The organism is Horticoccus luteus, from assembly GCF_019464535.1.
Classification (GTDB): Bacteria; Verrucomicrobiota; Verrucomicrobiia; order Opitutales; family Opitutaceae; genus Horticoccus; species Horticoccus luteus.
The window spans coordinates 338,031-362,412 of record NZ_CP080507.1 but is presented as its reverse complement, the minus strand read 5'-3'; the positions used below and the strand labels follow the sequence as shown (position 1 = coordinate 362,412).

Genomic DNA, 24,382 nt, shown 5'->3' with positions numbered 1-24,382 from the left:
CGAAGGGCTGAGCCCACCGTCTCTCTTCCTTCACGACTGCACGTTTCCCCGTGCTGCCGGTTGCGGACCCTGGCGTTCAGCATGGAGGTTACATGACAACATCGCCGTTACCCGAGCGCCCGAATCTCGAGCAGCTCAAGCATCAAGCCAAGGAACTGCTGCGGTCCGCCCGCGAAAAAGATCCGGTCGCGCTCGTGCGTTTCCGTGCCCTTCCGGCGCTCGCCGCGCGCTCCGCCGCCGACCTCGCCACGCTCCGCCTCGCGCTGCACGACGCCCAGTCCGTCCTCGCGCGTGAACATGGCTTCCCTTCTTGGAACGCCCTCCGCGAGCGCGTGGAAGAGCTCACCCTGCAATTCGACCAAGCCGTCACGCAATTTGTCCGCGGCTCCGTCGAACACCGCCTCACCCGCGCCGAACGCGCCCGCACGCTCTTTCCCGATCTCGTCGCGAAAGACTTCCACGCCGCACTCGTTTTCGGCGAAGCCACGGTAGTCGCTCGTCATCTCGCCGCCGATCCCGGCCTGGCGACGCGTCCCGGCGGCCCCTTGAAATGGGCCCCGCTTCTCTATGTCGCCCACTCCCGCTGGGTCGACAAAAACTCCGCCGGCCTCATCGCCACCGCGCGCCTGCTCCTGAGCCAGGGCGCCGACGTGAATACCGGCTACCCCTGGGAAGGCGACCCGCAGCAAAAACTCTCCGCGCTCTGGGCCGCGGCGTGCCATGCCCGGCACTACGCTCTCGCGCAGCTCCTCTTGGAATCCGGCGCCCAGCCCGATGACGGCGAATCCGGCTATCACGCCGCGGAGAACGGCGACGTCGCCATGCTCGATCTCCTCGCCGCCCACGGAGCGCACGCCGACGGCGGCGACGGCGCTCGTTCCTGGGGCAACACGCCGCTCTTCTTCATCCTCGGCCACTTTGCCGGGCTCTCGCACGATGCTCCGGTCCGCCGCGGAGTCGCCTGGCTCCTCGCGCACGGCGCCGATGCGAATCGCGTTTGCTACCCCGAGCAGGCCGCCGAGACGCCCGTCCACGCCGCCGCACGCCATTGGGATGTGCCGATGCTCGAACTTCTCTTTCAACACGGCGCTCATCTGCGCACCCGCCGCGCCGACGGTCGCACGCCCTTCGCGCTCGCCTCGCTCCACGGCAACATCGCCGTCGCCGACTGGTTGCGCGCCCACGATGGCGCCGACGAACTCAGCGGCACGGAGCGCTTTCTCGCCGCCGGCATGCGCGGCGACCGCGCCAAGGTCGCCATGATGCTCCGCGCCGAACCCAAGCTGCGCGCGCTCTTCGATCGCCCCGGCACGAAAAAACTCGCGCGCGAACTCGCCGGTCGCCGCGACACCACCGCACTCGAAACCATGCTCGACGCCGGCTTCGATCCTGCCGGCACCGACGCGATGGGCGCCACTCCGCTGCATTGGGCCGCTTTCTCGGGCAACCTCGCCGCTGCCCGCATCCTCCTCGCTCACGGCGCGCCCGCCGACGTGCGCGACTCGACCTACCACGCCACTCCCCTCGGCTGGACTGACTATGCTGAGGTCAACCGGCCGCAGCCGGACGGCGATTATGCCGGCGTCGCGCACGCGTTGATCGCCGCCGGCTCTCCTCTGCCGACCGAAGAGGAATTCGAACGCTGGGGCAGCGATCCGATCAAGACCCTCGTCGCCGACGCCCTGCGCGAACGCAAAACCTGAACGTTCCAGACGACCCAATGCTCCGCCGGGCGCCGCGCGCGCCCGGCGTCACGCGCCGAGGGATAGCACGAGTTTGAAGAACAACAGGATGAAGCCCACGAACGCGCAGCACCCCAGAAAGCCGATCGTGTCGAGGCGATCCCACTTCGTGAACTCCCAGTTCGAACGCGGAAAAAGCTTCAGATGATCGTAGCGCGTCGGATTCGCGTAACTTTCCGCCACCGCTTTGTCGTCCTCTTCCAGCGTCGCGCCCACCGGCGTCTTCAAGCGCACATAAAACCGCGCCACGCGCTCCGGATCGCGCTGCTTCGTCATCCAACTGACTACGATCAGCAGCGCCATCGGCAGCAGCGCATCGACGAGGTAGCGCACCGTCAGCAGCCACGCCGCCGTCAACCGCGTCACGTCGAAGCCCGTCAACGATATCAACCACACTTCGATGTTGAACCGCCCGAGTCCTTCCATCGGCGACGAAAAATCCTGCGGGTTGCTGTGCGCCAGACCTTCCTCGAAAAACACCGAGACCGGCTCCAGCCGTTGCACCTTCGTCACATGCTCGCCCACCGCGGCGGCGCGTCCGGCGGCCACATCATCCGCATTCGCGCGCGTCTGCACCCGTGCGCTCCGTTCCTGTGTCACGACGGTCAACGCCGGCAACTGCCGCAATCCCGGCGTCGCCGAGACGAACCACGGCACCACGCCGATAAAGAGCATCGTCGCGATCACTTGCACGCGCACCGCCATCTCCGTCAACCGCCGCCACGTATACATCAACAGGATCGGCGCGCCCCAGATCACCAGCAGCGCGATCATGAACTTCAACAACGACACCGCACTGTTGAGATACACCGCCACGCCGATCCCCAGCAGGAGCACCGTCGGCACCGTCGCCCGCGCCACCAACATGTAGTGCCGCTCGCTCTTCCCCGGCCACAGCGGCTCGTAAAGATTCTTCACCACGAGGCCCGACAGCACCACCGAGTTCGCGCCCAGCGCCGCGAGTTTTCCTCCGAGAATGCCCACAATCATCACGCCGATCAGCCCGACCGGCAGCAGCGTGCGCGTGAGCAGGCCCCACGTCTGATCGGGATCCGACAGGTTCGGCCCGAACAGCGCCACCGCGATCAACCCGCAGAAACACCACGCGATCGTCACAAACCGTTTGCTGAATCCGCCCGTCACCGCGCCGATGCGCGCCGCGTATTCGTTTTTCGCCGAACCGCTCACCGTCATGTTCGCCTGCGAACCGATGATGCCGATGAACTGCACCAGCAGCAGCGCCGCGATCGAATACCACGTGAACTCGCTCACCGACGTCGACCCAAACAGGTTGAACATGTAGTCCGGCACTTTCGCGTGCAGACCCGACACGCCGCCGATGCGCGCCAACCCGAACGGAATCAGCACCCCCGAAATCACGATCACCAGCACCGCTTGCAACGCATCCACCATCGCCGACGCCTTGAGTCCGCCCAGCATGATGAAAATCGCCACCAGCAGCGACGACGACAGGTAGAATGGAATCGGCTTCAGATACGAAACGTAGGACTTCAACTCCCCGCGCTCGTAGCGATCTTTCAACCGTTCGTAACGGTCGAGCTTCTCCGGCGCGAGCGGCGCCTGCGCGCGCTCCTTCCGCAGTTGCACGAACGCGTGATAGTCATCGACGCTCTGCCGCTCCGCCACCGTGTAAACCGCCTCCGGTTTCGCCATGATCGGCTCGAGGGTTTTCAACGCCACGATGTTGCCGCCGCCGATGGAGACGATCGCCACGAGCAGATTCACCACCGCGTAAAGCGTCGCGAGAAACCGCCGCCCAAAGCGGTCCTCGAACAAGTCCGCCATCGTCGTCAGCCGCACGCGCCGGAACCACACATTCGTGAACCAGTAATACGGCGTGAGAAACAACGTGATCAGTGCCAGCCAGCCGCCGCCGGCGCCTTGCTTGTAAACCGCACTCGCCGTGATCGTCGCCTGCCCCGGATCCGTCATCGTCCCGAAGCTCAGGAAAAACTGGAACCACTTCCCCAGCTTCCGCCCCGCCAGGAAGAAGTCCGACTCGCCCTTGACCTTGCGCGCCAGGTATTGGCCGACCGCCAGAACGGCGACGACATATATGACGACGACCAACGCATCGATCCAGTGCAGGCCCAGAAGACTCATAATAGAAAAACGTAGTGGGTGGCTAAATCGGCGGCGACCGCGTCGCCGGAGCGGCTACGCGCGCAGATCGTTATCTTTCGTTTCGGGCAGCGCCCACCAGCCCACGACAAACGACATCGCCGCGACCGCGATCGGAAACCACAGCCCCGAGTAAATGTTACCCGTGAACACCACGATCGACGCCGCAATCAACGGCAGGAAACCGCCGAACCAGCCGTTGCCGATATGATACGGGAGCGACATCGACGTGTAGCGGATTCGCGTCGGAAACAGCTCCACGAGAAACGCCGCGATCGGCCCATAGACCATCGCCACGTAAAGCATCAACACCGAGAGCAACGCCACCACCTTCACCTCATCGATCGCCGCCGGATCCGCCTTCTTCGGATAACCCGCCGGCACGAGCGCCGCCTCATACGCCGCTTGATCGAAGCCTGTCACCGCCGCCGGGCCGACCGTTAACACCAACGGCCCCTCGCTGCGCGCCGACGCGAGCGTGAACGGAATCCCGTGCGCGTTCAGGAAGGTCCGCGCGTGATCCGTCTCCGTCACCGCTTTGCTCGGCAGCACGATCTTGCGCGCCGCATCGCCCAGCGCCTCAAACGCCACGGCGAGATGCCCGTGATATTCGCTCGTGTGCAGCACCACCGGCGCCTGCTCCATCGCCGTGGCCAGCGCCGGATTCGCCGCCCGCGTCAACCCGTGGAAAATCGGTTGATACGTGAGCACCGAGAGCAAAAAACCCGCGAGCATGATCGGCTTCCGGCCGATGCGATCCGACCAGCGGCCAAACAGCAGAAACAGCGGCGTGCCGATCAACAACGCCACCGCGATCAGCAGATACGCCGTCACGTATTCCACCTTCAGCGTCGCCGTCAGAAAATACAGCGCGTAAAACTGCCCCGCATACCACACGACACCCTGCCCCGCGGTCGCGCCAAACAACGCCGCCAGCACCAGCTTCGCGTTCGGCCAGTGCAGAAAACTTTCCCGCAACGGCGCCTTCGATGTCTTCCCTTCCGCCTTCATCTGCGCAAACACCGGCGACTCGTGCAGCTTCATCCGGATGTAAATGGAAACCGCCAGCAGCAACACCGACACGATGAACGGCACGCGCCAGCCCCACGCCGCAAAACTCTCCGGCGTGATCACCTGCCGCACCCCCAGAATCACCGCCAGCGAAAGAAAGAAGCCGATCGTCGCCGTCGTTTGGATCCAGCTCGTATACGCGCCGCGTTTCCCCGCCGGCGCATGCTCCGCCACGTAGGTCGCCGCCCCGCCGTATTCCCCGCCCAGGGCCAGACCTTGGGCCAGCCGCAGCAGCACCAGAATCACCGGCGCCCAAAAACCGATCTGCGCATACGTCGGCAGCACGCCCACCAACGCCGTCGACAAGCCCATCACGATGATCGTGACGAGAAACGTGTATTTTCGCCCGACCAGATCGCCGATGCGCCCGAAGACCAGCGCGCCAAACGGCCGCACGGAAAACCCCACCCCGAACAGCGCCAGACTGGAAAGAAACGCCGCCGTGTCGTTGCCCGGCGGGAAGAAAAGCTTTCCGAAAAACGCCGCCAACGTCCCGTAAATATAAAAGTCATACCACTCGAACACGGTGCCGAGCGATGACGCGAAAACGACGAGCTTATGGTTGCGGTCGAGCGGGGCCGGGGTCGAGGGAGGCATAGGGGTAGGAAGGCGCGGAGCCAAGCCACCGCGCTTCTCCAGCGCAAGCCGCACCTCACGCGTTCTCTGTCACGTGGGCAGCGGCGACGCCGTCTCACGTTTGAGCTCCCGCAACATCAGCGCGCGCAGCGCCTCCGCCGGCTGCTTCCCTTCAAACAAGATCGCGTGCATCTCCCGCAAAATCGGCGCCTCGAGGCCGCGTTCGCGGCAAAGTTCGTCGAGCGCCGCCGTGGTCTTGTAGCCCTCGACCACCGTCTTCCGGTGCGCCATGAGCTCCGCGACCGCCCGACCCTCGCCCACCCGTTGCCCAAACTCGCGATTCCGGCTCCACCCGCCATGGCACGTCGCCACCAAATCGCCGAAGCCGCTCAACCCGTAAAATGTCTCCGCCCGTGCGCCCAGCGCCACGCCCACGCGCACCATTTCCGCGAGCGCACGCGTCATCAGCGCCGCCTTCGCGTTGTCGCCCAGCCGCAGCCCTTCGCAACACCCTGCGGCGATCGCATAAACGTTCTTCAAGCACCCGCCGAATTCCGCCCCCGCCACGTCGTCACTCGTATAAACGCGCAACGTCGGCCCGCTCATCGCCGCCTGCACTTCGTTCGCAAATTCATCGACCGCCGCCGTCGCCAGCACCAACGCCGCCGGCAACCCCCGCGCCACTTCCGCCGCATTCGTCGGCCCCGTCACACTGCCCGTCGCACACCCCGGCAGCACGCTCGCGATCACCTCCGACGGCCGCAGATGCGTGCGCAACTCCAGACCCTTCGCGAGGCTCGCCACCAACCGCACCCGCGCCCCGCCCAACCGCGTCCGCAGCGCGCTGCACGTGTCCCGCAACGCCTGCGCCGGACAGGCCAGCAACACCACCTCCGCGCCGCCGACCACCGCGTCCGCCTCGCCCGTGACGGCCAACGTCCCCGGCAGCGCGATCCCGGGCAGGTATTCACGATTCTCGCGCTCCGCCTGCAAGAGCGCTGCATGCTCCTTCCGTCGCGGCACCAGCGTCACGTCCTGGTCCGCCCGGGCGAGGTGCAGCGCGAACGCCGTGCCCCAGGCGCCGGCTCCAAGGACGACAAATTTCATGCGCTCACCTCAACCCACCTTCGCTCCGCTGGCACGGATAATTTTCTCGCCCCGCGGGGCCGCCGGCCCGCCGCCGCTCATTGCAAAAACGCCGGCACCTTTTCCCCCGCGATCATCTGTGCAAACGTTTCCCGCTGGCGGACCAGTTCGAACGCGCTGCCGTTGACCAATACTTCCGCCGCCAGCGCGCGCGTATTGTAGCGACTCGCCATCGTGAAACCGTAGGCGCCCGCGCTCATCAACGCGAGCAGCTCCCCCTCCCCGACTTCCTGCAGTTGCCGGTCTTTCGCGAAGCAATCGCCGCTCTCGCACACCGGTCCGACGACATCGGCCACCAACGCCCGCCGCGAGCTGTCCCGCTGCACCGGCACGATCTCGTGGTAACTCTCATACATCGCGGGCCGCACGAGGTCGTTCATCGCCGCATCCACCACGAGAAAATTTTTGTTCGCGCCGCGCTTCAGGTGCTCGACGCGCGTGAGCAGCACGCCCGCATTGCCGACGATGAAGCGCCCGTGCTCCAGCAGCACTTTCAGCCCCAGCGGCGCCAGCAGCGGCGTCAGCGTCTCGCCGTAAGCCTCCGGCGTCAGCGGGCGTTGCGCCGCCGGTTGCGCATCCCACCACGCCTGGGCGCCACTCGCCAGGGCGTCCTTGTAAACGATCCCCATGCCGCCTCCGATGGAAAAATACGTGATGCCGTGGTTCGCCTGCAGATCGGCCACCAGCGGCGCCACTTTCTGCACCGCTTCGGCAAACGGCGCCACGGTCGTCAACTGCGACCCGATATGCATCTGCACGCCGCGCAACGTGAGGTTCTTCAGCTTCGCCGCCACCTCGTAGGCACCCGCGGCCTGCTTCAACGGGATGCCGAATTTGTTGTCGCTGCGGCCGGTCGTGATTTTGGCGTGCGTGTGCGCATCGACGTCGGGATTCACCCGCAGCGCGATCGGCGCTTTCACGCCCAATTTGCCCGCGACGTGGTTGATGCGCGCGAGTTCCGGCTCGCTCTCCACGTGCAACGCGAAAACGCCGTTTTCGAGCGCGAGGCGGATCTCGTCCTCCGTCTTGCCCACGCCCGCAAACACGCTCGCCTGCAGATCGCCGCCCGCCGCGATCACCCGCCGGATTTCTCCGCCGCTCACAAGGTCGAAACCCGCCCCCAGATTCGCGCAATGCCGCAGCACCGCCAGATTCGAGTTCGCCTTCGCCGCATAGCAAATCTGCACATCGAGTCCCGCCAGGCTTTGCTGCAGCCGATGAAAGTTTTCCGCGATCGTGGCCGCGCTGTAAACGTAGGTCGGCGTGCCGTAGAGCCGCGCGACCGCGGCGAGGTCGACGGCTTCACACTGGAGACTGGGACCTGAGTAATGGAAATGGTGCATGGCGCGGCGATAACCCTGAAAGTCGCGACCGTAGTGAGTTTTCCCTTGAGTAAACCACCTCAAATTTACTCACGCTCATGCTGCCATGCGATCCCTGCTGAAACGCCTCTTCCACCGCCCCGCTCTGCGGTTCGGCCTCGGGGAGGATCGACGCAGCAAATATCGCAATCCGCGCTTCGCCAGCTTCCTCGCGCAGGCCGACCCGCGTTCGCGCAACTCCGACGCTTACGACGCCCGCCTCCGCGCCCGCCGCGTCGTCCAACGCGGCCTCGTCGCCCTCGCGGTTCTCGCGGGAGCCTGGGTGGTCGTCGAGAGCGCCAAGGCGCTCACGATGTTCTGACGCCTCGGCGCAGCCTTGCGGTTTCGTCCGCAGCCGTTTGCATCGCGCGCCATGACCTTCCGCCCCTTCGCGCTCGGCGCGTTTCTTTTCACTGCGCTGGCCCTGGTGATCGCCGGTTGCACCTCCGTCCCGCGGCTCGGCGGGATCACTGTCCACCTCGTCGATCTGCGCCCCTCCGCGGTCGCTCCGCTGGAAACCACCGCCGTGATGACGCTCCGCTACACCAACGAAAACGTCATTGCCCTCGGATTCTCCGGTGGCACCCACCGCCTCTTCATCAACGGCAAATTCGTCGGCAAAGCCGTCAGTGACCAGCCCATCGGCCTCGCTCCGATGACCACCGCGACGCAAGACGTGACCGTCTACCTCGATAACGGCGCTCTGTTGCGTCAACTCGCCCAAGTCGCGCGCGACGGCGCCGTCCATTACCGCCTCGAAAGCTCCCTCGCCCAGACGATCGGCGACCGCAAAAACCAGATCAACACCTCCTCGGAAGGCAGCGTCGAGCTCCCCGAGTTTGCGCAGTTGAAATAAAAAACTCCTGCGACCGGGCGGACGTCATCCGCCGATCGACAGGAGCAGGTAAACCGGCGGCGCGCTGCCTCACGCCGCGAGCCGCAGCGATTCAGACCGCCGCCGCGCCAGTAGCGAATCCGTCGCGGCCGGGCTGGTGACGCGGTAATCGGTGATCAGCATCGTCACGATGCCCGCTGCGAACAGCAGCGAACCGACGACCTCGATGCTGAACGGGACAACGACAAGAGCGGCGGACACCGCGAGAATGGAGATGAGTGAAGTCTTCATGATGAGAAGTGGTTGATGTCCACAAAACACCCCTCACCGCGAAAAGTTACAGAATCTTGCCCGCCGCGCGTCTCCGTCCGCTTTCCGCCCACAAAAAAGCGCGCCCCACCGGGCGCGCCTTTCGCAAAATCGGTTCGTCCCCTGCGGCTTAGTGGCCGCCCACCGCCGCCGCCGGCTCCGGCTTAAACGCCGCGCGGAACGACGCCTTGATATAGTCGCGATTCAGACGCGCGATGAAATCCTGGCTGATGAGTTTCGGGCACGCGGCGCTGCACTCCGCCTGGTTCGTGCAGTTGCCGAAGCCCAGCGAATCCATCGTGGCGACCATCGAAAGCACCCGGCGATCGCGTTCCGCCTGCCCTTGCGGCAGCAGGCCCAGGTGCGAAACTTTCGCGCCGACAAACAGCATCGCGCTCGAGTTCTTGCACGCCGCCACGCAGGCGCCGCATTGGATGCACGTCGCCGCGTCCATCGCCAGGTCCGCATCCGCCTTCGGCACCAGGATCGAATTCGCATCCGGCGCCGAACCGGTGCGCGCGGTGATGAAGCCGCCCGCCTGCTGAATCTTGTCGAACGCGCTGCGGTCCGACACGAGGTCCTTCACAATCGGAAATGCCCGCGCGCGGAACGGCTCGACCACGATCACGTCGCCGTCGCGAAACGCGCGCATGTAGAGCTGGCAGGTCGCGATGCCCTCGCCCGGCCCATGCGGCTTGCCATCGATCTGCAGCGAACACGTGCCGCAGATGCCTTCGCGGCAGTCGTGCGCAAACGCGATCGGCTCCTCGCCTTTCAGGGTCAGCTCGTCGTTCACCACGTCGAGCATCTCCAAAAACGACATGTCGGGATTGAGATTCGTGGCGCGATATTCGACGAACCGGCCGGCGTCCTTCGGCCCGGCCTGACGCCAGACCCGCAGCGTCACGCTGATGTTTTTCTTCGTGTTGTCGGCGACCATGAGAATGTTCCTCGGCTTACTTGTAGTTACGCACGCTCATCTTCGTGACTTCGTAGTTGAGCGGTTCGGTGTTGCGGAGCGGTGCCTTGCCCTCGCCCTGAAACTCCCACGCCGCCACGTGGCTGAAGTTCACATCGTCGCGTTTGCACTCGCCGTCGGGATATTGGTATTCCTCGCGGAAATGGCAGCCGCAGCTCTCTTCGCGCTTCAACGCGTCGAGGCACATCAGTTCGCCGAGCTCGAGAAAATCCGCCACGCGGCCCGCCTGCTCCAACGACTGGTTGAGCGTGTCGCCTGAACCCGGCACCCGCACATTCGCCCAATATTCTTCGCGCAACGCCGGGATCTCCTGCAACGCCTTCTCCAAGCCCTCGCGCGTGCGCGCCATGCCGCAGTGCTCCCACAAAATCTTGCCCAGCCGTTTGTGGAAATGCCGCACCGGCTCGCTCCCTTTGTTGTCGAGCAGACGCTTCGTCATGCCCGTCACCGCCGCCTCGGCCGCCTTGAACTCCGCGCCGTCGGGCGAGGGCCGGGAGCCGGGTTTCTGCGACGCCAGATAATCGGCGATCGTGTAGGGAATGACGAAAAATCCATCCGCCAGCCCTTGCATCAACGCCGACGCGCCGAGGCGGTTCGCGCCGTGATCGGAGTAGTTCGCCTCGCCCAACACGAACAAGCCCGGGACGTTGGACATCAGGTTATAGTCCACCCACAAGCCGCCCATCGTATAGTGCACGGCCGGGTAAATCCGCATCGGCTTCTGGTAGGCGCTCTCGTTCGTGATCTCGTGATAGATATCGAAAAGATTGCCGTAGCGTTCGCGCACGCCCGTCTCCCCGAGGCGCTTGATCGCGTCGGAAAAATCGAGGTAAACGCCGAGTCCGCTCTCGCCAACCCCGCGACCTTCGTCGCACACGCGCTTCGCCGCCCGCGACGCCACGTCGCGCGGACACAGGTTGCCAAACCCCGGATAGATGCGTTCGAGGTAGTAATCGCGCGCCGCATCGGGAATCGAACTCGGATCCTTCAGCCGGTCCTCCGCCTTCTTCGGCACCCAGATGCGGCCGTCGTTGCGCAACGACTCCGACATCAACGTGAGCTTCGATTGATAATCGCCCGTGACCGGGATGCACGTCGGATGGATCTGCGTGAAACACGGGTTCGCAAAACACGCGCCGCGTTTGTAAGCCCGCCAGATCGCCGTCGCATTGCTCTGCCGCGCATACGTCGAGAGATCGAAAACGTTGCCGTAGCCGCCCGTCGCCAGAATCACCGCATCGCCCGCATGCCGCGTGATTTCGCCCGTGATCAGATTGCGGACCACAATGCCCTTCGCCTGTCCGTCCACTATCACCAGATCCAGCATCTCGCTGTGCGTGTGCATCTCGACCGTGCCGGCGGCGATGGTGCGCGCGAGCGAGGAATACGCGCCCAACAGCAACTGCTGCCCCGTCTGCCCGCGGGCATAAAACGTCCGCGAAACCTGTGCACCGCCGAACGACCGGTTCGCCAGCAACCCGCCGTATTCCCGCGCAAACGGCACGCCGAGCGCCGCGCATTGATCGATGATGTTGACTGACACCTCCGCCAGCCGCTGCACGTTCGCTTCCCGCGAACGGTAATCGCCGCCCTTGATCGTGTCGTAGAACAACCGGTAAACGCTGTCGCCGTCGTTCTGGTAATTCTTCGCTGCATTGATGCCGCCCTGCGCCGCGATCGAATGCGCCCGGCGCGGCGAATCGTGAAACACGAAGCTCTTCACCTTGTAACCCAGATCTGCGAGCGTCGAGGCCGCCGAGGCACCCGCCAGGCCGGCGCCCACCACGATGATCTCGTATTTGCGCTTGTTGGCCGGGTTGACGAGGCGGATGTCCGCCTTGTGCTTGCGCCACTTGTCCGCGAGCGGGCCGGAAGGAGTTTTGGAATCGAGTTGGGCCATGGCTGGGCGGCGAAAAGGTTAGCGATGCAGGGCGGTCTGCGTGAGGGGCGGATGATAGCCCGGCCGCAGCCCTTTCATCCCGGTCAACACGGCGCCCGGGATGATCAGATTGCCGATGAAATAAAGGATCGCGAACGCCAGCGTCACCCGCCGCAGGCCGTTGGCCCAACGACCGGATCGCCAGCCCAGCGTCTGAAACAAACTATCCGAACCGTGCCGCAGATGCATCGCCAGCAAGCCCACCGCGATGATGTAAAACAGCGATACGATCGGGTTCTGAAATCCCAGGATGACCATGCTGTGCACATCGAGCACCTGTGCCCCCGCGTGCACGACCGGCACACCCGCCACATGATAATCGCTCTGCATCGTGTAGAGCGGAAGGTTCTCCTTGAACGACGCCGTCTCCGTGAAACGCCCGCCCACGCCCACCGTGAACTGCGCCAGGTGGTAAACGATGAACGCCAGCACCACGTAGCCGCTCAACCGCATGTAGCGCGATGTCACCGCCGCCCGCAGCCAACGCTCTTTCGCATACGGCTGCGCCCCCCGTGCCGCCCGATCCTCCAACGTAAGCACCGTCGCCGCCCACACGTGAATCACCAGACACACCAGCAGGCCGATGCGCGCCACCCACAACAAGGGCCCCAGCCCATGCAGGAAATGCGCGTAACCATTGATATGATCGGGCGCCTGAAAGATCTGCAGGTTGCCCACGAGATGTCCGATCACGAAGCCGATCAGGACCAGGCCCGTGAGAGCCATGAGAAACTTGCGACCGATTGAGGAGCTGAAAAGCCTGCCAGTAACGTTCATCGCGCAAAAGATGCCGGGGATAAAAACAAGGTGCTCACCGTCGGGGTTGACGCCGTCGATGTAAAGTTCATCGACCGCGCGGTGACGGGGTCCCTCAGCTTATTAGGCATCCTAACCCGTTTGAGAAGACTGAACTCCCCCTCCGTCCGAAAAAATCCATCGCCCTCGCCCGGCGTCACCTCCGCCACCGTCTGCACATTTCGCTGGCCATCCTGCCGTGCGTGCGTCCCTGTAAACCTTTCGTGTCTTCCGTCGCCTCTCGCTCCTCCGCCCGCCGCACTCCGTGGCGCACCATCAGCACCGCCTTCGCTCAGTGGTTCGATTCCGATTACACGTCGGACGGTCCCGAAAAAATGCGCCAGGAACCCGATCGCGTCGACGTCGTGCGCTGCCTGCCGTTTATCTTTCTGCACCTCGGTTGCCTGGGTGTGATCTGGACCGGCGTCAGCAGCTTCGCCGTCTGGACCGCCGTCGCCCTTTACTTCGTGCGGATGTTTTTCGTCACCGGCATCTATCACCGCTATTTTTCCCACAAGACCTACAGCACCTCCCGCTTCGGTCAGTTCCTGCTCGCCGTTTTTGGCGGCACCACGGTTCAACGCGGTGCGCTCTGGTGGGCGTATCATCATCGCCATCATCACCAGCATTCCGATGAGGCCGAGGACGCGCACTCCCCGCATGTGCACGGCTTTCTCTGGTCCCACATCGGCTGGATCACCAGCCGCCGGAATTTTCCCACCGATTATTCGAAGGTGAAGGACCTCGCGAAGTTCCCGGAGCTCGTGTTCCTCAACCGGTTCGACCTGCTCGTCCCCCTCCTTTTTGCCGCCGGCATTTACGGCCTCGGCGCCCTCCTCGCCACGTTCGCGCCCGGCCTCCACACCAACGGCCTGCAACTGCTCGTCTGGGGCTTCTTCATCAGCACCACCGCCCTCTTCCACGGCACCGCGTGCATTAACTCCATGGCGCACCTCATGGGCCGCCGCCGCTTCAAGACCACCGACGATTCCCGCAACAGCTTCATCCTCGCGATCATCACCCTCGGCGAAGGCTGGCATAACAACCACCACCGCTACCAAAGCGCCACGCGCAACGGCTTTTACTGGTGGGAAATGGACATCACCTACTACGTCCTCAAAGCCCTCGCCTCCGTCGGTTTCATCTGGGGCCTGAAGGCCGTCCCTTCCTCCGTTTTGAACGAAGGAGAAGAGGCCGATCACCGCGCTTCGATTCTCGCCGCGCAACGCGCCGCGCTCGCACACCCGGAGTTCTCCGCCTTCAAGAAAGTCGTGCCCGCCGCCGCCGCCATCGCGCTCGCCACCGTGCAAGCGTCCAGCGTCCAGGTCCCGAAGCGCCCCGAACGCGCCGCCCTGCACCGCGACGTCACCGAGCGCACCCACGACATCGACCCGCAGGCGTAAAGCCGCCTCCCCCTCCTCGCCGCGCTCCTTCGGCGCGGCTTTTTTGCTTTTGCGGTTCCCCCTTCGCCGCCCGCGTCCGTGTCGCTGCGCGCCGGCACGGACACCGCTCGCCCGCGTCGTCCGAGCCCCCTTCGCCCACCGCGCCGTCCCGCCGTTACGTCACGACCGCGCGGTCTGGATGCATTTCGAAGTGAATTAAAGTCTTCGTATTTCGTGTGTTTCAATTCGCGCGGTCGTCCACCCCCGGCACAATGGCAGTGTCTCCTGCAATTTGCATGAGCGCTTTCGCACATGTCTCGCCTCGCCATTATTGGAACGGGTATCGCCGGCCTCGGCTGCGCCCATTTTCTTCATCGTCAGTTCGATCTGACCCTCTTCGAGGCCGAACCGCGCCTCGGCGGTCACGCCCACACGATCGACGTCCCTGAGCCGGGCGCCGCTCACCCCGTCGCGCTTGATACCGGTTTCATGGTGTTCAACCGCGTCACCTATCCGCACCTCTCGCGCCTCTTCGATCTGCTGGAGATTCCTACCCAGCCGGCCCCGATGTCGTTCAGCGTCCGCCACGCCGGCACAGGGTTGGAGTTTTGCGGCTCGTCCCTCAACCACCTCTTCGCCCAGCGCCGCAACCTCCTCCGCCCGCGCTTCTATCGCATGCTCGCCGCGATCAATCGCTTCAACGCCGAAGCCGTCCGCGCCCTCGCCGACACCGCCTCACTCGACGGCTTGACCGTCGCCGACTACGCCCGCGCCGGGAACTACGGCGCCGATTTTCTCCACCTCTACCTCGCGCCCATGAGTTCCGCGGTGTGGAGCGCGCCGCCCGAGCAGATGGCTTCGTTCCCCGCCGTCACGCTCCTGCGCTTTTTCCACAACCACGGCTTTCTCGGCCTTCACACCCAGCACCCGTGGCGCACCGTCGCCGGCGGCTCGCGCGTTTACGTGCAGCGGATCTCCGCGCCTTGGCGCGACCGCATCCGCCTCGGCGACCCCGTCACCCAGGTCGCACGGCATGCCCTCGGCGTCACGCTCCGCACCGCGCGCGGTGAACATCACCTCTTCGATCACGTCATCTTCGCGTGCCACGCCGACCAGGCCCTTCGCCTGCTCGCCGCGCCCACCACCGATGAAGCCCGCCTGCTCCGCGCCTTCCGCTATCAACCCAACGTCGCGACCGTCCACACCGACACCCGCGTCATGCCGCGGCACCGCCTCGCCTAGTCGAGTTGGAACTACGAAATCGCCGCCGACATCCCCGCCTCCACTGCGACCCATTATTGGATGAACTCGCTCCAAGGCGTCTCCGACCGCGAAAACTATTTCGTCTCCCTCAACCGCGCCGAAGCCATCGATCCCCGCCGCATCCTGCGCACGCTCGCCTACGACCATCCGCTCTTCGACCTCGCCGCCCTCCGCGCCCAGCCGCATCTCCCGCGCCTGAACGCCCTCGCCGCCGACACCACGCGCACGTTTTTCGCCGGCAGCTATTTCCGCTACGGTTTCCACGAAGACGCCCTCCTGAGCGCCGTCCAACTGAGCACGCAACTCCTCGGCTGCGACCCTTGGGCTCAATTCGCCGTCGCCGAACCCGAAGCCGCCGCCGCTCCCCTCGTCGCCGTCGCCTGACACCACCTCGCTACTCCGTGAACTCCTGCCTCTACGAATGCCAGATCATGCACGCGCGGTTCGCTCCGCGCCGCCACCGGTTTTCGTATCGGCTCTTCTACTTCGCGATCGATCTCGACGAACTCGCCGCGCTGCCCGCGACTTCCGCGCTTCTGTCCGTCAACCGTCGCAATCTCTACAGTTTTCGCGAACGCGACTACCTGCCCCTCGACGGTCCCGCCCACCACCCCGACACACCGCCGCCGCGCCCTCCGCCCGGCGCCGCGTCCGCCTCCCTCAAGTCTCGCGTCGTCGCCTTCGCCGCCGCCCACGGCGTCGATCTGTCCGGCGGACGCATCGTCCTCATCACCCTCCCGCGCATCGCCGGCTACCTTTTCAACCCCGTCTCATTCTACTTTTGCACCGACGCTTCCGGCGCGCCCGCCGCCGCCATCGCCGAAGTCACCAACACCTTCCGAGAGGTAAAACCCTACTTCTTCGCTCCGCCGACCCGCACCGCCGACGGCTTTCACCTGCGCGTCCCCAAACACTTCTACGTCTCCCCGTTTTCCGACGTCGATGTCGCCTTCGATTTCCACCTCCGCCTCCCCGGCGACGTCCTCTCCCTCCAAATCGACGACTACACCGCCGGCGCCCGCACCCTCACCAGCACCGTCTGCGGCCACCGGCGCGAGCTCACCCGCGCACGCCTCGCGTGGTTCACGCTCAAGTATCCGCTCCTCACGCTCCGCATTATCGCGTTGATCCATTTCCACGCCCTGCGCCTTTGGTGGAAACGTGTCCCGTGGTTCGCGAAATCCGCCCGCCCCGCCGACCAGCGCAACGTCTATCGCCCCCACGGTACCCTCGCCACGCCCGCTGCCCCGCCGCCCGCTCCCAAACCTCTTTCGTCCGCATCATGATTGTCACCCTGCGCCTTCTCGCCGTGGCCGTCCTCGTCGCGATGCTCGCCGTCACGATCTGGGCCGGCGCGCAATGTCCCCTGTTCGCCGTCCCGCGTCCTGTCCTCACCCATCCGTGGTTCATCGCCACGCTCTTCGACGCGTTCTTCGGTTTTCTCACGTTTTACGTCTGGGCGTTTTATAAACGCACCCACTGGCTCGCCCGCCTCGCTTGGCTCATCGCCATCCTTATCCTCGGCAACATCGCCCTCGCCGCGTTCTCGCTCTCCGAGCTCTGCTCCGTCCCGCGCACCGCCCCCTTCTCCGAGGTGCTCACGCGCCGCACCCACCGCATCGGCCTGCTCGGTCCGCTCCTCGCCGCCGCTGGCATCGCGGTCCTCTTTCTCGCCTGACGCCATGCCGCCCGCTCTCCTCCTCCCCCTCGCCGCACTCGTGGCCCTGTGCGTGGTGTTCGGTTGCCTCTACCTCCTCGCGCGTCGCCTCGACAACTACGGCATCGTCGACATCGCGTGGTCCTACGCCTTCGGCCTGCTCGTCGCGTTCTACGCGTTCGCCGCCCCCGGCTGGCTGCCGCGCCGTCTCCTCCTCGGCGCGCTCGCGGTCATCTGGAGCGCGCGCCTCGGCACGCATCTCCTCCTCCGCATCGCCCGGCACCATCCCGCCGAAGACACCCGTTACGCCCAGCTTCGCCGTGACTGGGCGGGAAACTTCGCGCCCAAAATGGCCGGCTTCTTCCAACTCCAAGCCGCCTCCGTCGTGCTCCTCGGCGTCCCGTTCCTCTTGATCGCTCTCCACCGCGATCCGCGTTTTCACCCGGTTGAATTCGTCGCTGCCGCCCTCTGGCTCCTCGCCGTCCTCGGCGAAGCCACCGCCGATGCGCAACTCGCCGCCTTCAAACGCCACCGTTCCCACCGCGGCCGCGTCTGCGACGTCGGCCTCTGGCGCTTCAGCCGTCACCCCAATTATTTTTGCGAATGGCTCGTGTGGGTCGCCTATTTCCTTTTCGCGCTCGCCGCCCCGTGGGGCTGGCTCGCCGTCATCGCTCCCGCCGCGATTCTCTACCTGCTCCTGCGCGTCACGGGCATTCCGATCGCCGAGCAACAATCCCTCCGCTCCAAGGGCGACGCTTACCACCGCTATCAGCAAACCACTTCGGCGTTCATCCCGTGGCTTCCGCGCCGCGCCCCGCGCTAACGCTCTTCCACTCCTTCGCATGATCGACCGCCTGCTCGAAAAAAACCTCCTGCCCGACTGGCTCCTTCGCCTCGGCATCCGCCGCCTGCTCCGCCAGCGCCTGCGCGCCGCTTCCGCCGATTACGACCGCGCCGCTTACGTCGCCGATCTCCGCACCCGCCCGATCGCCGAAGACACCCGCGCCGCCAACGAGCAACACTACGAGGTCCCGCCGCCGTTCTTCCGCTTCTGCCTCGGCCCGCGCCTCAAATACTCCTGCTGCCTCTACGAACGCCCCGACGCCACCCTCGCCGCCGCGGAAGACGCCATGCTCGCGCTCTACGTCGCACGCGCCCGCCTCGCCGACGGCCAGCACATCCTCGAACTCGGCTGCGGCTGGGGCTCCCTCTCGCTCTATCTCGCGCAACGTTTCCCGCGCGCCCAGATCACCGGCGTCTCCAACTCCCGCCCCCAAAAAGAGTTTATCGACACCGAAGCGCGCAAACGCGGCCTCATCAATCTCCGCATCCTCACCTGCGATATCAACGCCTTCGACATCGCCCCCGCGCAATTCGACCGCGTCGTCTCCATCGAGATGTTCGAACACCTGAAAAACTACGAGCGACTCCTCGCCCACATCGCCCGCTGGCTCAAATCCGGCGGCCTCCTCTTCGTTCATATCTTCACCCACACCCGCCTCTCGTATCACTTCGTCGCCCGCGACGCCTCCGACTGGATGAGTCGCTACTTTTTCACGGGCGGACAAATGCCCGCTCACGACCTCCTGCCGCAGTTTCAACGCGATCTCACCCTCCTCTCCGACTGGCGCGTCAATGGCACCCACTATCACCGCACCGCCGAGCACTGGTTGAAAAACATGGACGCTCATCGCGACGAAATTCTCCCGCTCTTCGTCGACATCTACGGCCGCGAACACGCCGTGAAATGGTGGGCCTACTGGCGCGTGTTCTATTTGGCCTGCTCCGAACTCTGGCGCTACCGCGACGGCGAAGAGTGGCTCGTCAGCCACTACCTCTTCACCAAACCCGCCTGATCCCCACACGATCGTCCTCCTTCTCCCGCTCGTTTTCGCGAACGAACTCGACGAAGAAAAAGCGCACGATCTCCCACGGTCCGATTTCGGCGGCGTGTCCCGCGCGGCATTTCTCAGCGACGCTTCCCTCCGGTCGTAACCCCGGCCGACGCGCCGCTGATCTCGCCCTCGCGTTCGCAAAACCCTCGCGCTTGACCACAGGTTATTCCGTCCCGGCGCCCGCGCCATCCGCCCCGCCCTGCCGCCGTTCGCGCTTCACCCGCATCACCCACCCTTTCGCCCCCCCCGTTTTATGCACTACACCCACCTCGGCCGCTCCGGCCTCCGCGTCTCCCGTCTCTGCCTCGGCACCATGAACTTCGGCCCCTTCACGAGCGAAGCCGACGCGTTTGCCATCATGGACCGCGCCGTCGAGCAGGGCGTTAATTTCTTCGACACCGCCGATGTTTACGGCCGCCAGCGCGGCGAAGGCGTCACCGAAAACATCATCGGCCGCTGGCTCGCCCAAGGCGGCGGCCGCCGCGACTTCGTCGTCCTCGCCACCAAAGTCTTCGGCATGATGGACCGCCCCGCACGCCCCGACCCGAATCTCGATCGCGGCCTCAGCGCGCGCAAAATCATGCGCGAATGCGAAGCCAGCCTCCGCCGCCTCCAGACCGATCACCTCGATCTCTATCAAATGCACCACGTCGACCGCGCCTGCCCGATCGACGAATGGCTCGGCGCCATGCAAACGCTCCAGCGCCAAGGCAAAATCTACTACGTCGGCTCCAGCAATTTCGCCGGCTGGGATCTCGCGACCGCCTGCACCACCGCCGACCTGCGCCAGCAACCGCGCCTCGTCAGCGAACAAAGCCTCTACAACCTCACCGCCCGCACCCTCGAACTCGAAGTGATTCCCGCCTGCACGCACTTCGGCGTCGGCCTCATCCCATGGAGTCCCCTCGGTGGCGGTCTCCTCGGCGGCGCGCTCGCCAAAGCCGCCTCCGGCCGCCGCGCCGCCCCCGATTTCCAAAAACAAATCGAGGCCAGGCGCCCCCAACTGGAACGCTACGAAACTCTCTGCCGCACGCTCGACCTCCCGCCGGCCGACGTCGCCCTCGCCTGGCTCCTCGCGCAACCCGCCGTCACCGCCCCCATCATCGGCCCCCGCACGATGGCGCAACTCACCGACGCTCTCCGCGCCCTCGACGTCACGCTCTCGCCCGACACGCTCCGCCAACTCGACGAAATCTTCCCCGGCCCCGGCGGCCCCGCCCCCGAAGCCTACGCCTGGTAATCACCGCAACCCGCTCCCTGCACCGCACCAAGCCACCGTTCCGCCTCGTAGCGGAACGCGTCAGCGTTTCGCCCCGCCGCCTCGCCCATCCCCCATCGGCACCTATCCGCCTCCCACGCCACCCCTCCCGCTCACGGCCTCCGGCTTCCTCTGTGTCAGAGCTCTGCGTCCTCTGTGCCCCCTCGACAACCACCCCGCTCCCGTGACACCTTCGCGCCCGTGAGCTCCTCCCCGACTCCCGGCGCCAAATTCCGCTCCGCCCTCGCCGCCGCGTCACCGCTGCAAGTCGTCGGCACCCTCAACGCCTACGCCGCGCTCCTCGCCCAACGCGCCGGCTTCCGCGCCCTCTACCTCTCCGGCGCCGGCGTCGCCAATTACTCCTGCGGCCTCCCCGACACCGGCACCACCACCCTCGACGACGTCCTCACCGATGCCCGCCGCATCACGCGCCGCGTCGACCTCCCGCTCCTCGTTGATATCGACACCGGTTGGGACGACCCCGCGGCCACCGTCCGCGCCCTCGCCGCCGCCGGAGTCGCCGCCGTTCATCTCGAAGATCAAGTCCCCGCCAAACTCTGCGGCCACCTGCCCGGCAAACACCTCGTGTCGTCCGACGAAATGTGCGCCCGCGTCCGCGCCGCCCTCACCGGCAAGCCTGATCCCACCTTCGTCGTCATGGCGCGCACCGATGCCGCCGCGGTCGAAGGCCTCCCCGCCGCCATCGCCCGCGCGCAAAGCTACCTCGCCGCCGGCGCCGACATGATTTTCGCCGAAGCATTGCGCACCCTCGACGACTACCGCGCGTTCACCGCCGCCGTCCGCGCCCCCGTCCTCGCCAACCTCACCGAGTTCGGCCAGACGCCCCTCTTCACCCTCGACGAGCTTCGCTCCGCCGGCATCGCGCTCGCGCTTTATCCTCTCAGCGCCGCCCGCGCCGCCGCCGCCGCCTCGCGCGATGTTTACGCCGCTCTCCAACGCGACGGCACCCAACGCGCCACCCTCGACCGCATGCAACCCCGCGCCGAACTCTATTCCGTTCTCGGCTACACCCCGCCCGCGAAACCCTGAACACTCTCCCCCACCGCGCCGCTCCGTTAGAACCACCCAACGTGAAGTTGTGGGCGGGGTGCCCTCACTCCGCCAGAGTGCACAAGGTTCGGCGAGAGGGCACTTCACCCACAGCGTTCTCCAGTTCCGCCCCCCTTGCCATGAGCACCTCCGATATACCTCCCGCTTTCAAACCCAAGAAGTCCGTCGCCCTCTCCGGCATCGTCGCCGGCAACACCGCTCTCTGCACCGTCGGTCATTCCGGCAACGACCTGCATTACCGCGGCTACGACATCGCCGACCTCGCGCGCGAGACCACCTACGAGGAAGTCGCGCACCTCCTCATCCACGAACACCTGCCCGATCGCGCCGAACTTGCCGCCTACCACGCGCGCCTCGCCTCGCTCCGCAGCCTCCCCGCGCCCGTCCTCGCCATCCTCGAACAACTCCCCGCCGCCACCCATCCGATGGACGTCCTGCGCACCGGCGTATCCGCCCTCGGCGCACTCAACCCCGAGCCCTCCGCCCCCGGCAGCGCCGGCCCGACCGATGCACCCGCCGCCCGCGCCATCATCGACCGCCTCATCGCCTGCCTGCCCGGTCTGCTGCTCTACTGGCATCATTTTTCGACCACCGGCCAACGCATCGCCGTCGAAACCGCCGAACCCTCCGTCGCCGCGCACTTCCTCCGCCTGCTCCATCAACGCACCCCCGATCCCGCGCATGTGCGCGCCCTCGATCGCTCCCTCATTCTTTACGCCGAACACGAGTTCAACGCCTCCACGTTCACCGCGCGCGTGATCGCCGGCACCGGCTCCGGCATGTATGCGTGCCTCACCGGCGCCATCGGCGCCCTCCGCGGCCCCAAACACGGCGGCGCCAACGAAGTCGCCCACGAAATCCAACTCCGCTACCGCACCGCCGACGAAGCCGAGGCCGACCTTCGCGCTCGCGTCGCCCGCAAGGAAATCGTCATCGGCTTCGGCCATCCCGTTTACACGATCAGCGATCCGCGCAACGCCATCATCAAAGACATCGCGCGCGAACTCTGCACCGCCGGCGGCCGCCCCGAACGCTTCGCCATCGCCGAGCGCATCGAACACGTCATGTGGGAACTCAAGAAAATGTTTCCCAACCTCGATTGGTATAGCGCGGTCGCCTACGACCTCATGGGCATACCCACGCCCATGTTCACGCCGCTCTTCGTCGTCGCCCGCACCGCTGGCTGGGGCGCCCACGTGATCGAGCAACGCCAGGACGGCAAAATCATCCGCCCCAGCGCGCACTACACCGGCCCCGCCCCGCGCCCCTTCGTCCCGCTCGACCAACGCCTATAATCGTTCTCGTTCACGTAATCTTTCTCGTTCTCCCATTTCCCAATCTTGAGAAAAATTACGAGTAAGAGAACGAGAACGATTCCTCGCGCACCTCTGGCCCGCTACCCGCTACTCACTACTGCCTCCATGTCCTCTCCCATTTCCAACCTCCGCCCGCCGCCCGACGACCTCCTGGTCACCCTCGCCGACTACGCGCTTCACTACAACGCGCCCTCCGCCGAGGCGCTCGACACCGCCCGCTGGTGCCTCCTCGACACCCTCGCCTGCGGCATCATGGCGCTGAAATATCCCGCCTGCACGAAACTCCTCGGCCCCGTCGTCCCCGGCACCACCATCGCCAACGGCGCCCGCGTCCCCGGCACGCCCTACGAGCTCGATCCTGTGCAAGCCGCCTTCAACATCGGCACCCTCGTCCGCTGGCTCGATTTCAACGACACCTGGCTCGCCGCCGAATGGGGTCATCCCTCCGACAACCTCGGCGCCCTTCTCGCCACCGCCGACTGGCTCTCGCGCAACGCCGCCGCCGGCACGCCCGTCCGCGCCTTCAATTCGTCATCCGCCATTCGTCCTTCCTCCCTCACCGTCCGCGACCTCCTCGTCGCGATGATCAAGGCCCACGAAATCCAAGGCATCCTCGCCCTCGAAAACTCCTTCAACCGCGTCGGCCTCGATCACGTCCTCCTCGTCCGCATCGCCTCCACCGCCGTCACCACCGCCATGCTCGGCGGCACCCGCGACCAAATCGTCAACGCCCTCTCCCACGCGTGGCTCGATGGCTCCGCCCTCCGCACCTACCGCCACGCGCCCAACACCGGCTCCCGTAAATCCTGGGCCGCCGGCGATGCCACCAGCCGCGCCGTCCGCCTCGCCCTCATCGCCCTCACTGGCGAGATGGGCTACCCCTCCGTCCTCACCGCCAAAACCTGGGGCTTCCAAGATGTCTCCTTCCGCGGCCAACCCGTCAAACTCGCCCGCCCGCTCGGCAGCTATGTGATGGAAAATGTCCTCTTCAAAATCTCCTTCCCCGCCGAATTCCACGCCCAGACCGCCGTCGAATGCGCCGTGCAACTCCACCCGCTCGTCCGCGACCGCCTTGCCGACATCGCCCGCATCGAACTCACCACCCACGAGTCCGCCATCCGCATCATCGATAAAACCGGCCCGCTCCACAATCCCGCCGACCGCGATCACTGCCTGCAATATATGACCGCCATCGGCCTCCTGTTCGGCGACCTCACCGCCGAACATTACGAAGACAAAATCGCCGCCGATCCCCGCATCGATGCCCTCCGCGCGAAGATGGTTGTGCGCGAAGAGAAAACCTACAGCCGCGACTACCTCGACGCCGGGCAACGCTCCATCGCCAACGCCGTCCAAATCTTCTTCACCGACGGCACCGCCACCGACCGCATCGAAGTGCACTTCCCGATCGGCCACCGCCGCCGGAGGAAAGACGGCATCCCGCTCCTTCAGCAAAAAGCCGCCGCCGCCTTCACTGCTCACTACAGCTCGGAGAAGGCCACGCTCCTCGCCACTCTATTCAACGCCCCCCATCAACTCGAACCGATGCCCGTATCAGAACTCAGCCACCACCTCTCCGCGTAAGAGGACTCCACCAAAATTTCCCCCATTTTCGTAATCGTAATCATAATCGTAATCGTTCTCG

At 65.4% G+C, this 24,382-nt stretch carries 21 protein-coding genes and 1 pseudogene; 14 read left to right on the top strand and 8 right to left on the bottom strand.

Going from position 1 to position 24,382, the window contains the following annotated elements:
• The first annotated feature begins 92 nt into the window (after positions 1-92).
• A complete protein-coding gene (locus tag K0B96_RS01395) occupies positions 93-1,703 on the top strand; it encodes an ankyrin repeat domain-containing protein (RefSeq protein WP_220162981.1) in 1,611 nt (536 codons plus the stop codon).
• A gap of 48 nt (positions 1,704-1,751) precedes the next feature.
• Here the strand turns inward: K0B96_RS01395 and K0B96_RS01390 are convergent, their stop codons facing one another.
• The 4 genes from K0B96_RS01390 to lysA form a co-directional block, all read right to left on the bottom strand.
• The gene (locus K0B96_RS01390) at positions 1,752-3,866 is read right to left on the bottom strand and encodes a sodium:solute symporter family protein (protein WP_220162979.1); all 2,115 of its coding nucleotides are present in this window, start codon (positions 3,864-3,866) and stop codon (positions 1,752-1,754) included.
• 54 nt (positions 3,867-3,920) lie between these two features.
• Complete coding sequence (locus K0B96_RS01385; RefSeq protein ID WP_220162977.1) at positions 3,921-5,552, bottom strand: MFS transporter; 1,632 nt, start codon at positions 5,550-5,552, stop codon at positions 3,921-3,923.
• A gap of 69 nt (positions 5,553-5,621) precedes the next feature.
• A complete protein-coding gene (locus K0B96_RS01380) occupies positions 5,622-6,638 on the bottom strand; it encodes an NAD(P)H-dependent glycerol-3-phosphate dehydrogenase (protein WP_220162975.1) in 1,017 nt (338 codons plus the stop codon).
• 77 nt (positions 6,639-6,715) lie between these two features.
• Positions 6,716-8,020, bottom strand: coding sequence for a diaminopimelate decarboxylase (lysA, locus tag K0B96_RS01375; protein WP_220162973.1), 1,305 nt, complete (start codon positions 8,018-8,020; stop codon positions 6,716-6,718).
• Between the two features lie 85 nt (positions 8,021-8,105).
• Here lysA and K0B96_RS01370 point away from each other — a divergent pair, with 85 nt between their 5' ends.
• Positions 8,106-8,360 carry a hypothetical protein gene (locus tag K0B96_RS01370; RefSeq protein WP_255558794.1) on the top strand — a complete coding sequence of 85 codons (255 nt, stop codon included), beginning with the start codon at positions 8,106-8,108 and terminating at the stop codon, positions 8,358-8,360.
• Positions 8,361-8,411: 51 nt separating this feature from the next.
• Entirely contained in the window at positions 8,412-8,894 is a 483-nt protein-coding gene (locus K0B96_RS01365) for an LEA/WHy family protein (RefSeq protein ID WP_220162971.1), read from the top strand.
• A 69-nt stretch (positions 8,895-8,963) separates the two neighbouring features.
• Here the strand turns inward: K0B96_RS01365 and K0B96_RS01360 are convergent, their stop codons facing one another.
• The 4 genes from K0B96_RS01360 to K0B96_RS01345 form a co-directional block, all read right to left on the bottom strand.
• Entirely contained in the window at positions 8,964-9,164 is a 201-nt protein-coding gene (locus tag K0B96_RS01360; RefSeq protein WP_220162969.1) for a hypothetical protein, read from the bottom strand.
• A gap of 148 nt (positions 9,165-9,312) precedes the next feature.
• Complete coding sequence (locus K0B96_RS01355; RefSeq protein ID WP_345779917.1) at positions 9,313-10,095, bottom strand: succinate dehydrogenase/fumarate reductase iron-sulfur subunit; 783 nt, start codon at positions 10,093-10,095, stop codon at positions 9,313-9,315.
• Positions 10,096-10,138: 43 nt separating this feature from the next.
• Entirely contained in the window at positions 10,139-12,061 is a 1,923-nt protein-coding gene (locus tag K0B96_RS01350; RefSeq protein WP_220162965.1) for a fumarate reductase/succinate dehydrogenase flavoprotein subunit, read from the bottom strand.
• Positions 12,062-12,079: 18 nt separating this feature from the next.
• Positions 12,080-12,877, bottom strand: coding sequence for a succinate dehydrogenase cytochrome b subunit (locus tag K0B96_RS01345; RefSeq protein WP_220162963.1), 798 nt, complete (start codon positions 12,875-12,877; stop codon positions 12,080-12,082).
• Positions 12,878-13,230: 353 nt separating this feature from the next.
• On the opposite strand from K0B96_RS01345, the pseudogene K0B96_RS01340 reads away from it, so the two are divergent.
• The 11 genes and pseudogenes from K0B96_RS01340 to K0B96_RS01290 form a co-directional block, all read left to right on the top strand.
• Positions 13,231-14,073, top strand: a pseudogene (locus K0B96_RS01340) (acyl-CoA desaturase); the annotation flags it as partial.
• 516 nt (positions 14,074-14,589) lie between these two features.
• Positions 14,590-15,519, top strand: a complete 930-nt coding sequence (locus tag K0B96_RS01335) for an NAD(P)/FAD-dependent oxidoreductase (RefSeq protein ID WP_220162959.1) — start codon at positions 14,590-14,592, stop codon at positions 15,517-15,519.
• 60 nt (positions 15,520-15,579) lie between these two features.
• On the top strand, positions 15,580-15,924 hold the full coding sequence (locus K0B96_RS01330; protein ID WP_220162957.1) for an NAD(P)/FAD-dependent oxidoreductase: 345 nt from the start codon (positions 15,580-15,582) through the stop codon (positions 15,922-15,924).
• Positions 15,925-15,941: 17 nt separating this feature from the next.
• Positions 15,942-16,826: a DUF1365 domain-containing protein gene (locus K0B96_RS01325; protein WP_220162955.1), complete on the top strand. Its 885-nt coding sequence runs from the start codon at positions 15,942-15,944 to the stop codon at positions 16,824-16,826.
• The gene (locus tag K0B96_RS01320) at positions 16,823-17,218 is read left to right on the top strand and encodes a DUF1475 family protein (RefSeq protein WP_220162953.1); all 396 of its coding nucleotides are present in this window, start codon (positions 16,823-16,825) and stop codon (positions 17,216-17,218) included. Before K0B96_RS01325 ends, K0B96_RS01320 begins: the two co-directional genes overlap by 4 nt.
• 4 nt (positions 17,219-17,222) lie before the next feature.
• A complete protein-coding gene (locus K0B96_RS01315; protein WP_220162951.1) occupies positions 17,223-18,020 on the top strand; it encodes a DUF1295 domain-containing protein in 798 nt (265 codons plus the stop codon).
• Positions 18,021-18,039: 19 nt separating this feature from the next.
• Entirely contained in the window at positions 18,040-19,053 is a 1,014-nt protein-coding gene (locus tag K0B96_RS01310; protein WP_220162949.1) for an SAM-dependent methyltransferase, read from the top strand.
• 292 nt (positions 19,054-19,345) lie between these two features.
• Positions 19,346-20,332: an aldo/keto reductase gene (locus K0B96_RS01305; RefSeq protein ID WP_220162946.1), complete on the top strand. Its 987-nt coding sequence runs from the start codon at positions 19,346-19,348 to the stop codon at positions 20,330-20,332.
• A gap of 219 nt (positions 20,333-20,551) precedes the next feature.
• Positions 20,552-21,400 (top strand): methylisocitrate lyase, encoded by an 849-nt coding sequence (gene prpB, locus K0B96_RS01300; RefSeq protein WP_220162944.1) that lies wholly within the window; start codon positions 20,552-20,554, stop codon positions 21,398-21,400.
• Positions 21,401-21,540: 140 nt separating this feature from the next.
• Complete coding sequence (gene prpC / locus K0B96_RS01295; RefSeq protein ID WP_220162942.1) at positions 21,541-22,716, top strand: bifunctional 2-methylcitrate synthase/citrate synthase; 1,176 nt, start codon at positions 21,541-21,543, stop codon at positions 22,714-22,716.
• 126 nt (positions 22,717-22,842) lie between these two features.
• The gene (locus tag K0B96_RS01290; protein WP_220162940.1) at positions 22,843-24,321 is read left to right on the top strand and encodes a bifunctional 2-methylcitrate dehydratase/aconitate hydratase; all 1,479 of its coding nucleotides are present in this window, start codon (positions 22,843-22,845) and stop codon (positions 24,319-24,321) included.
• Positions 24,322-24,382: the final 61 nt, after the last annotated feature.

Bases quoted from the DNA above. Each gene is read 5' to 3' on its own strand.
- K0B96_RS01395 (WP_220162981.1), top strand. From the start codon at position 93: ATGACAACATCGCCGTTACCCGAGCGCCCGAATCTCGAGCAGCTCAAG.
- K0B96_RS01390 (WP_220162979.1), bottom strand. From the start codon at position 3,866: ATGAGTCTTCTGGGCCTGCACTGGATCGATGCGTTGGTCGTCGTCATA.
- K0B96_RS01385 (WP_220162977.1), bottom strand. From the start codon at position 5,552: ATGCCTCCCTCGACCCCGGCCCCGCTCGACCGCAACCATAAGCTCGTC.
- K0B96_RS01380 (WP_220162975.1), bottom strand. From the start codon at position 6,638: ATGAAATTTGTCGTCCTTGGAGCCGGCGCCTGGGGCACGGCGTTCGCG.
- lysA (WP_220162973.1), bottom strand. From the start codon at position 8,020: ATGCACCATTTCCATTACTCAGGTCCCAGTCTCCAGTGTGAAGCCGTC.
- K0B96_RS01370 (WP_255558794.1), top strand. From the start codon at position 8,106: ATGCGATCCCTGCTGAAACGCCTCTTCCACCGCCCCGCTCTGCGGTTC.
- K0B96_RS01365 (WP_220162971.1), top strand. From the start codon at position 8,412: ATGACCTTCCGCCCCTTCGCGCTCGGCGCGTTTCTTTTCACTGCGCTG.
- K0B96_RS01360 (WP_220162969.1), bottom strand. From the start codon at position 9,164: ATGAAGACTTCACTCATCTCCATTCTCGCGGTGTCCGCCGCTCTTGTC.
- K0B96_RS01350 (WP_220162965.1), bottom strand. From the start codon at position 12,061: ATGGCCCAACTCGATTCCAAAACTCCTTCCGGCCCGCTCGCGGACAAG.
- K0B96_RS01345 (WP_220162963.1), bottom strand. From the start codon at position 12,877: ATGAACGTTACTGGCAGGCTTTTCAGCTCCTCAATCGGTCGCAAGTTT.
- K0B96_RS01335 (WP_220162959.1), top strand. From the start codon at position 14,590: ATGTCTCGCCTCGCCATTATTGGAACGGGTATCGCCGGCCTCGGCTGC.
- K0B96_RS01330 (WP_220162957.1), top strand. From the start codon at position 15,580: ATGAACTCGCTCCAAGGCGTCTCCGACCGCGAAAACTATTTCGTCTCC.
- K0B96_RS01320 (WP_220162953.1), top strand. From the start codon at position 16,823: ATGATTGTCACCCTGCGCCTTCTCGCCGTGGCCGTCCTCGTCGCGATG.
- K0B96_RS01315 (WP_220162951.1), top strand. From the start codon at position 17,223: ATGCCGCCCGCTCTCCTCCTCCCCCTCGCCGCACTCGTGGCCCTGTGC.
- K0B96_RS01310 (WP_220162949.1), top strand. From the start codon at position 18,040: ATGATCGACCGCCTGCTCGAAAAAAACCTCCTGCCCGACTGGCTCCTT.
- K0B96_RS01305 (WP_220162946.1), top strand. From the start codon at position 19,346: ATGCACTACACCCACCTCGGCCGCTCCGGCCTCCGCGTCTCCCGTCTC.
- prpC (WP_220162942.1), top strand. From the start codon at position 21,541: ATGAGCACCTCCGATATACCTCCCGCTTTCAAACCCAAGAAGTCCGTC.
- K0B96_RS01290 (WP_220162940.1), top strand. From the start codon at position 22,843: ATGTCCTCTCCCATTTCCAACCTCCGCCCGCCGCCCGACGACCTCCTG.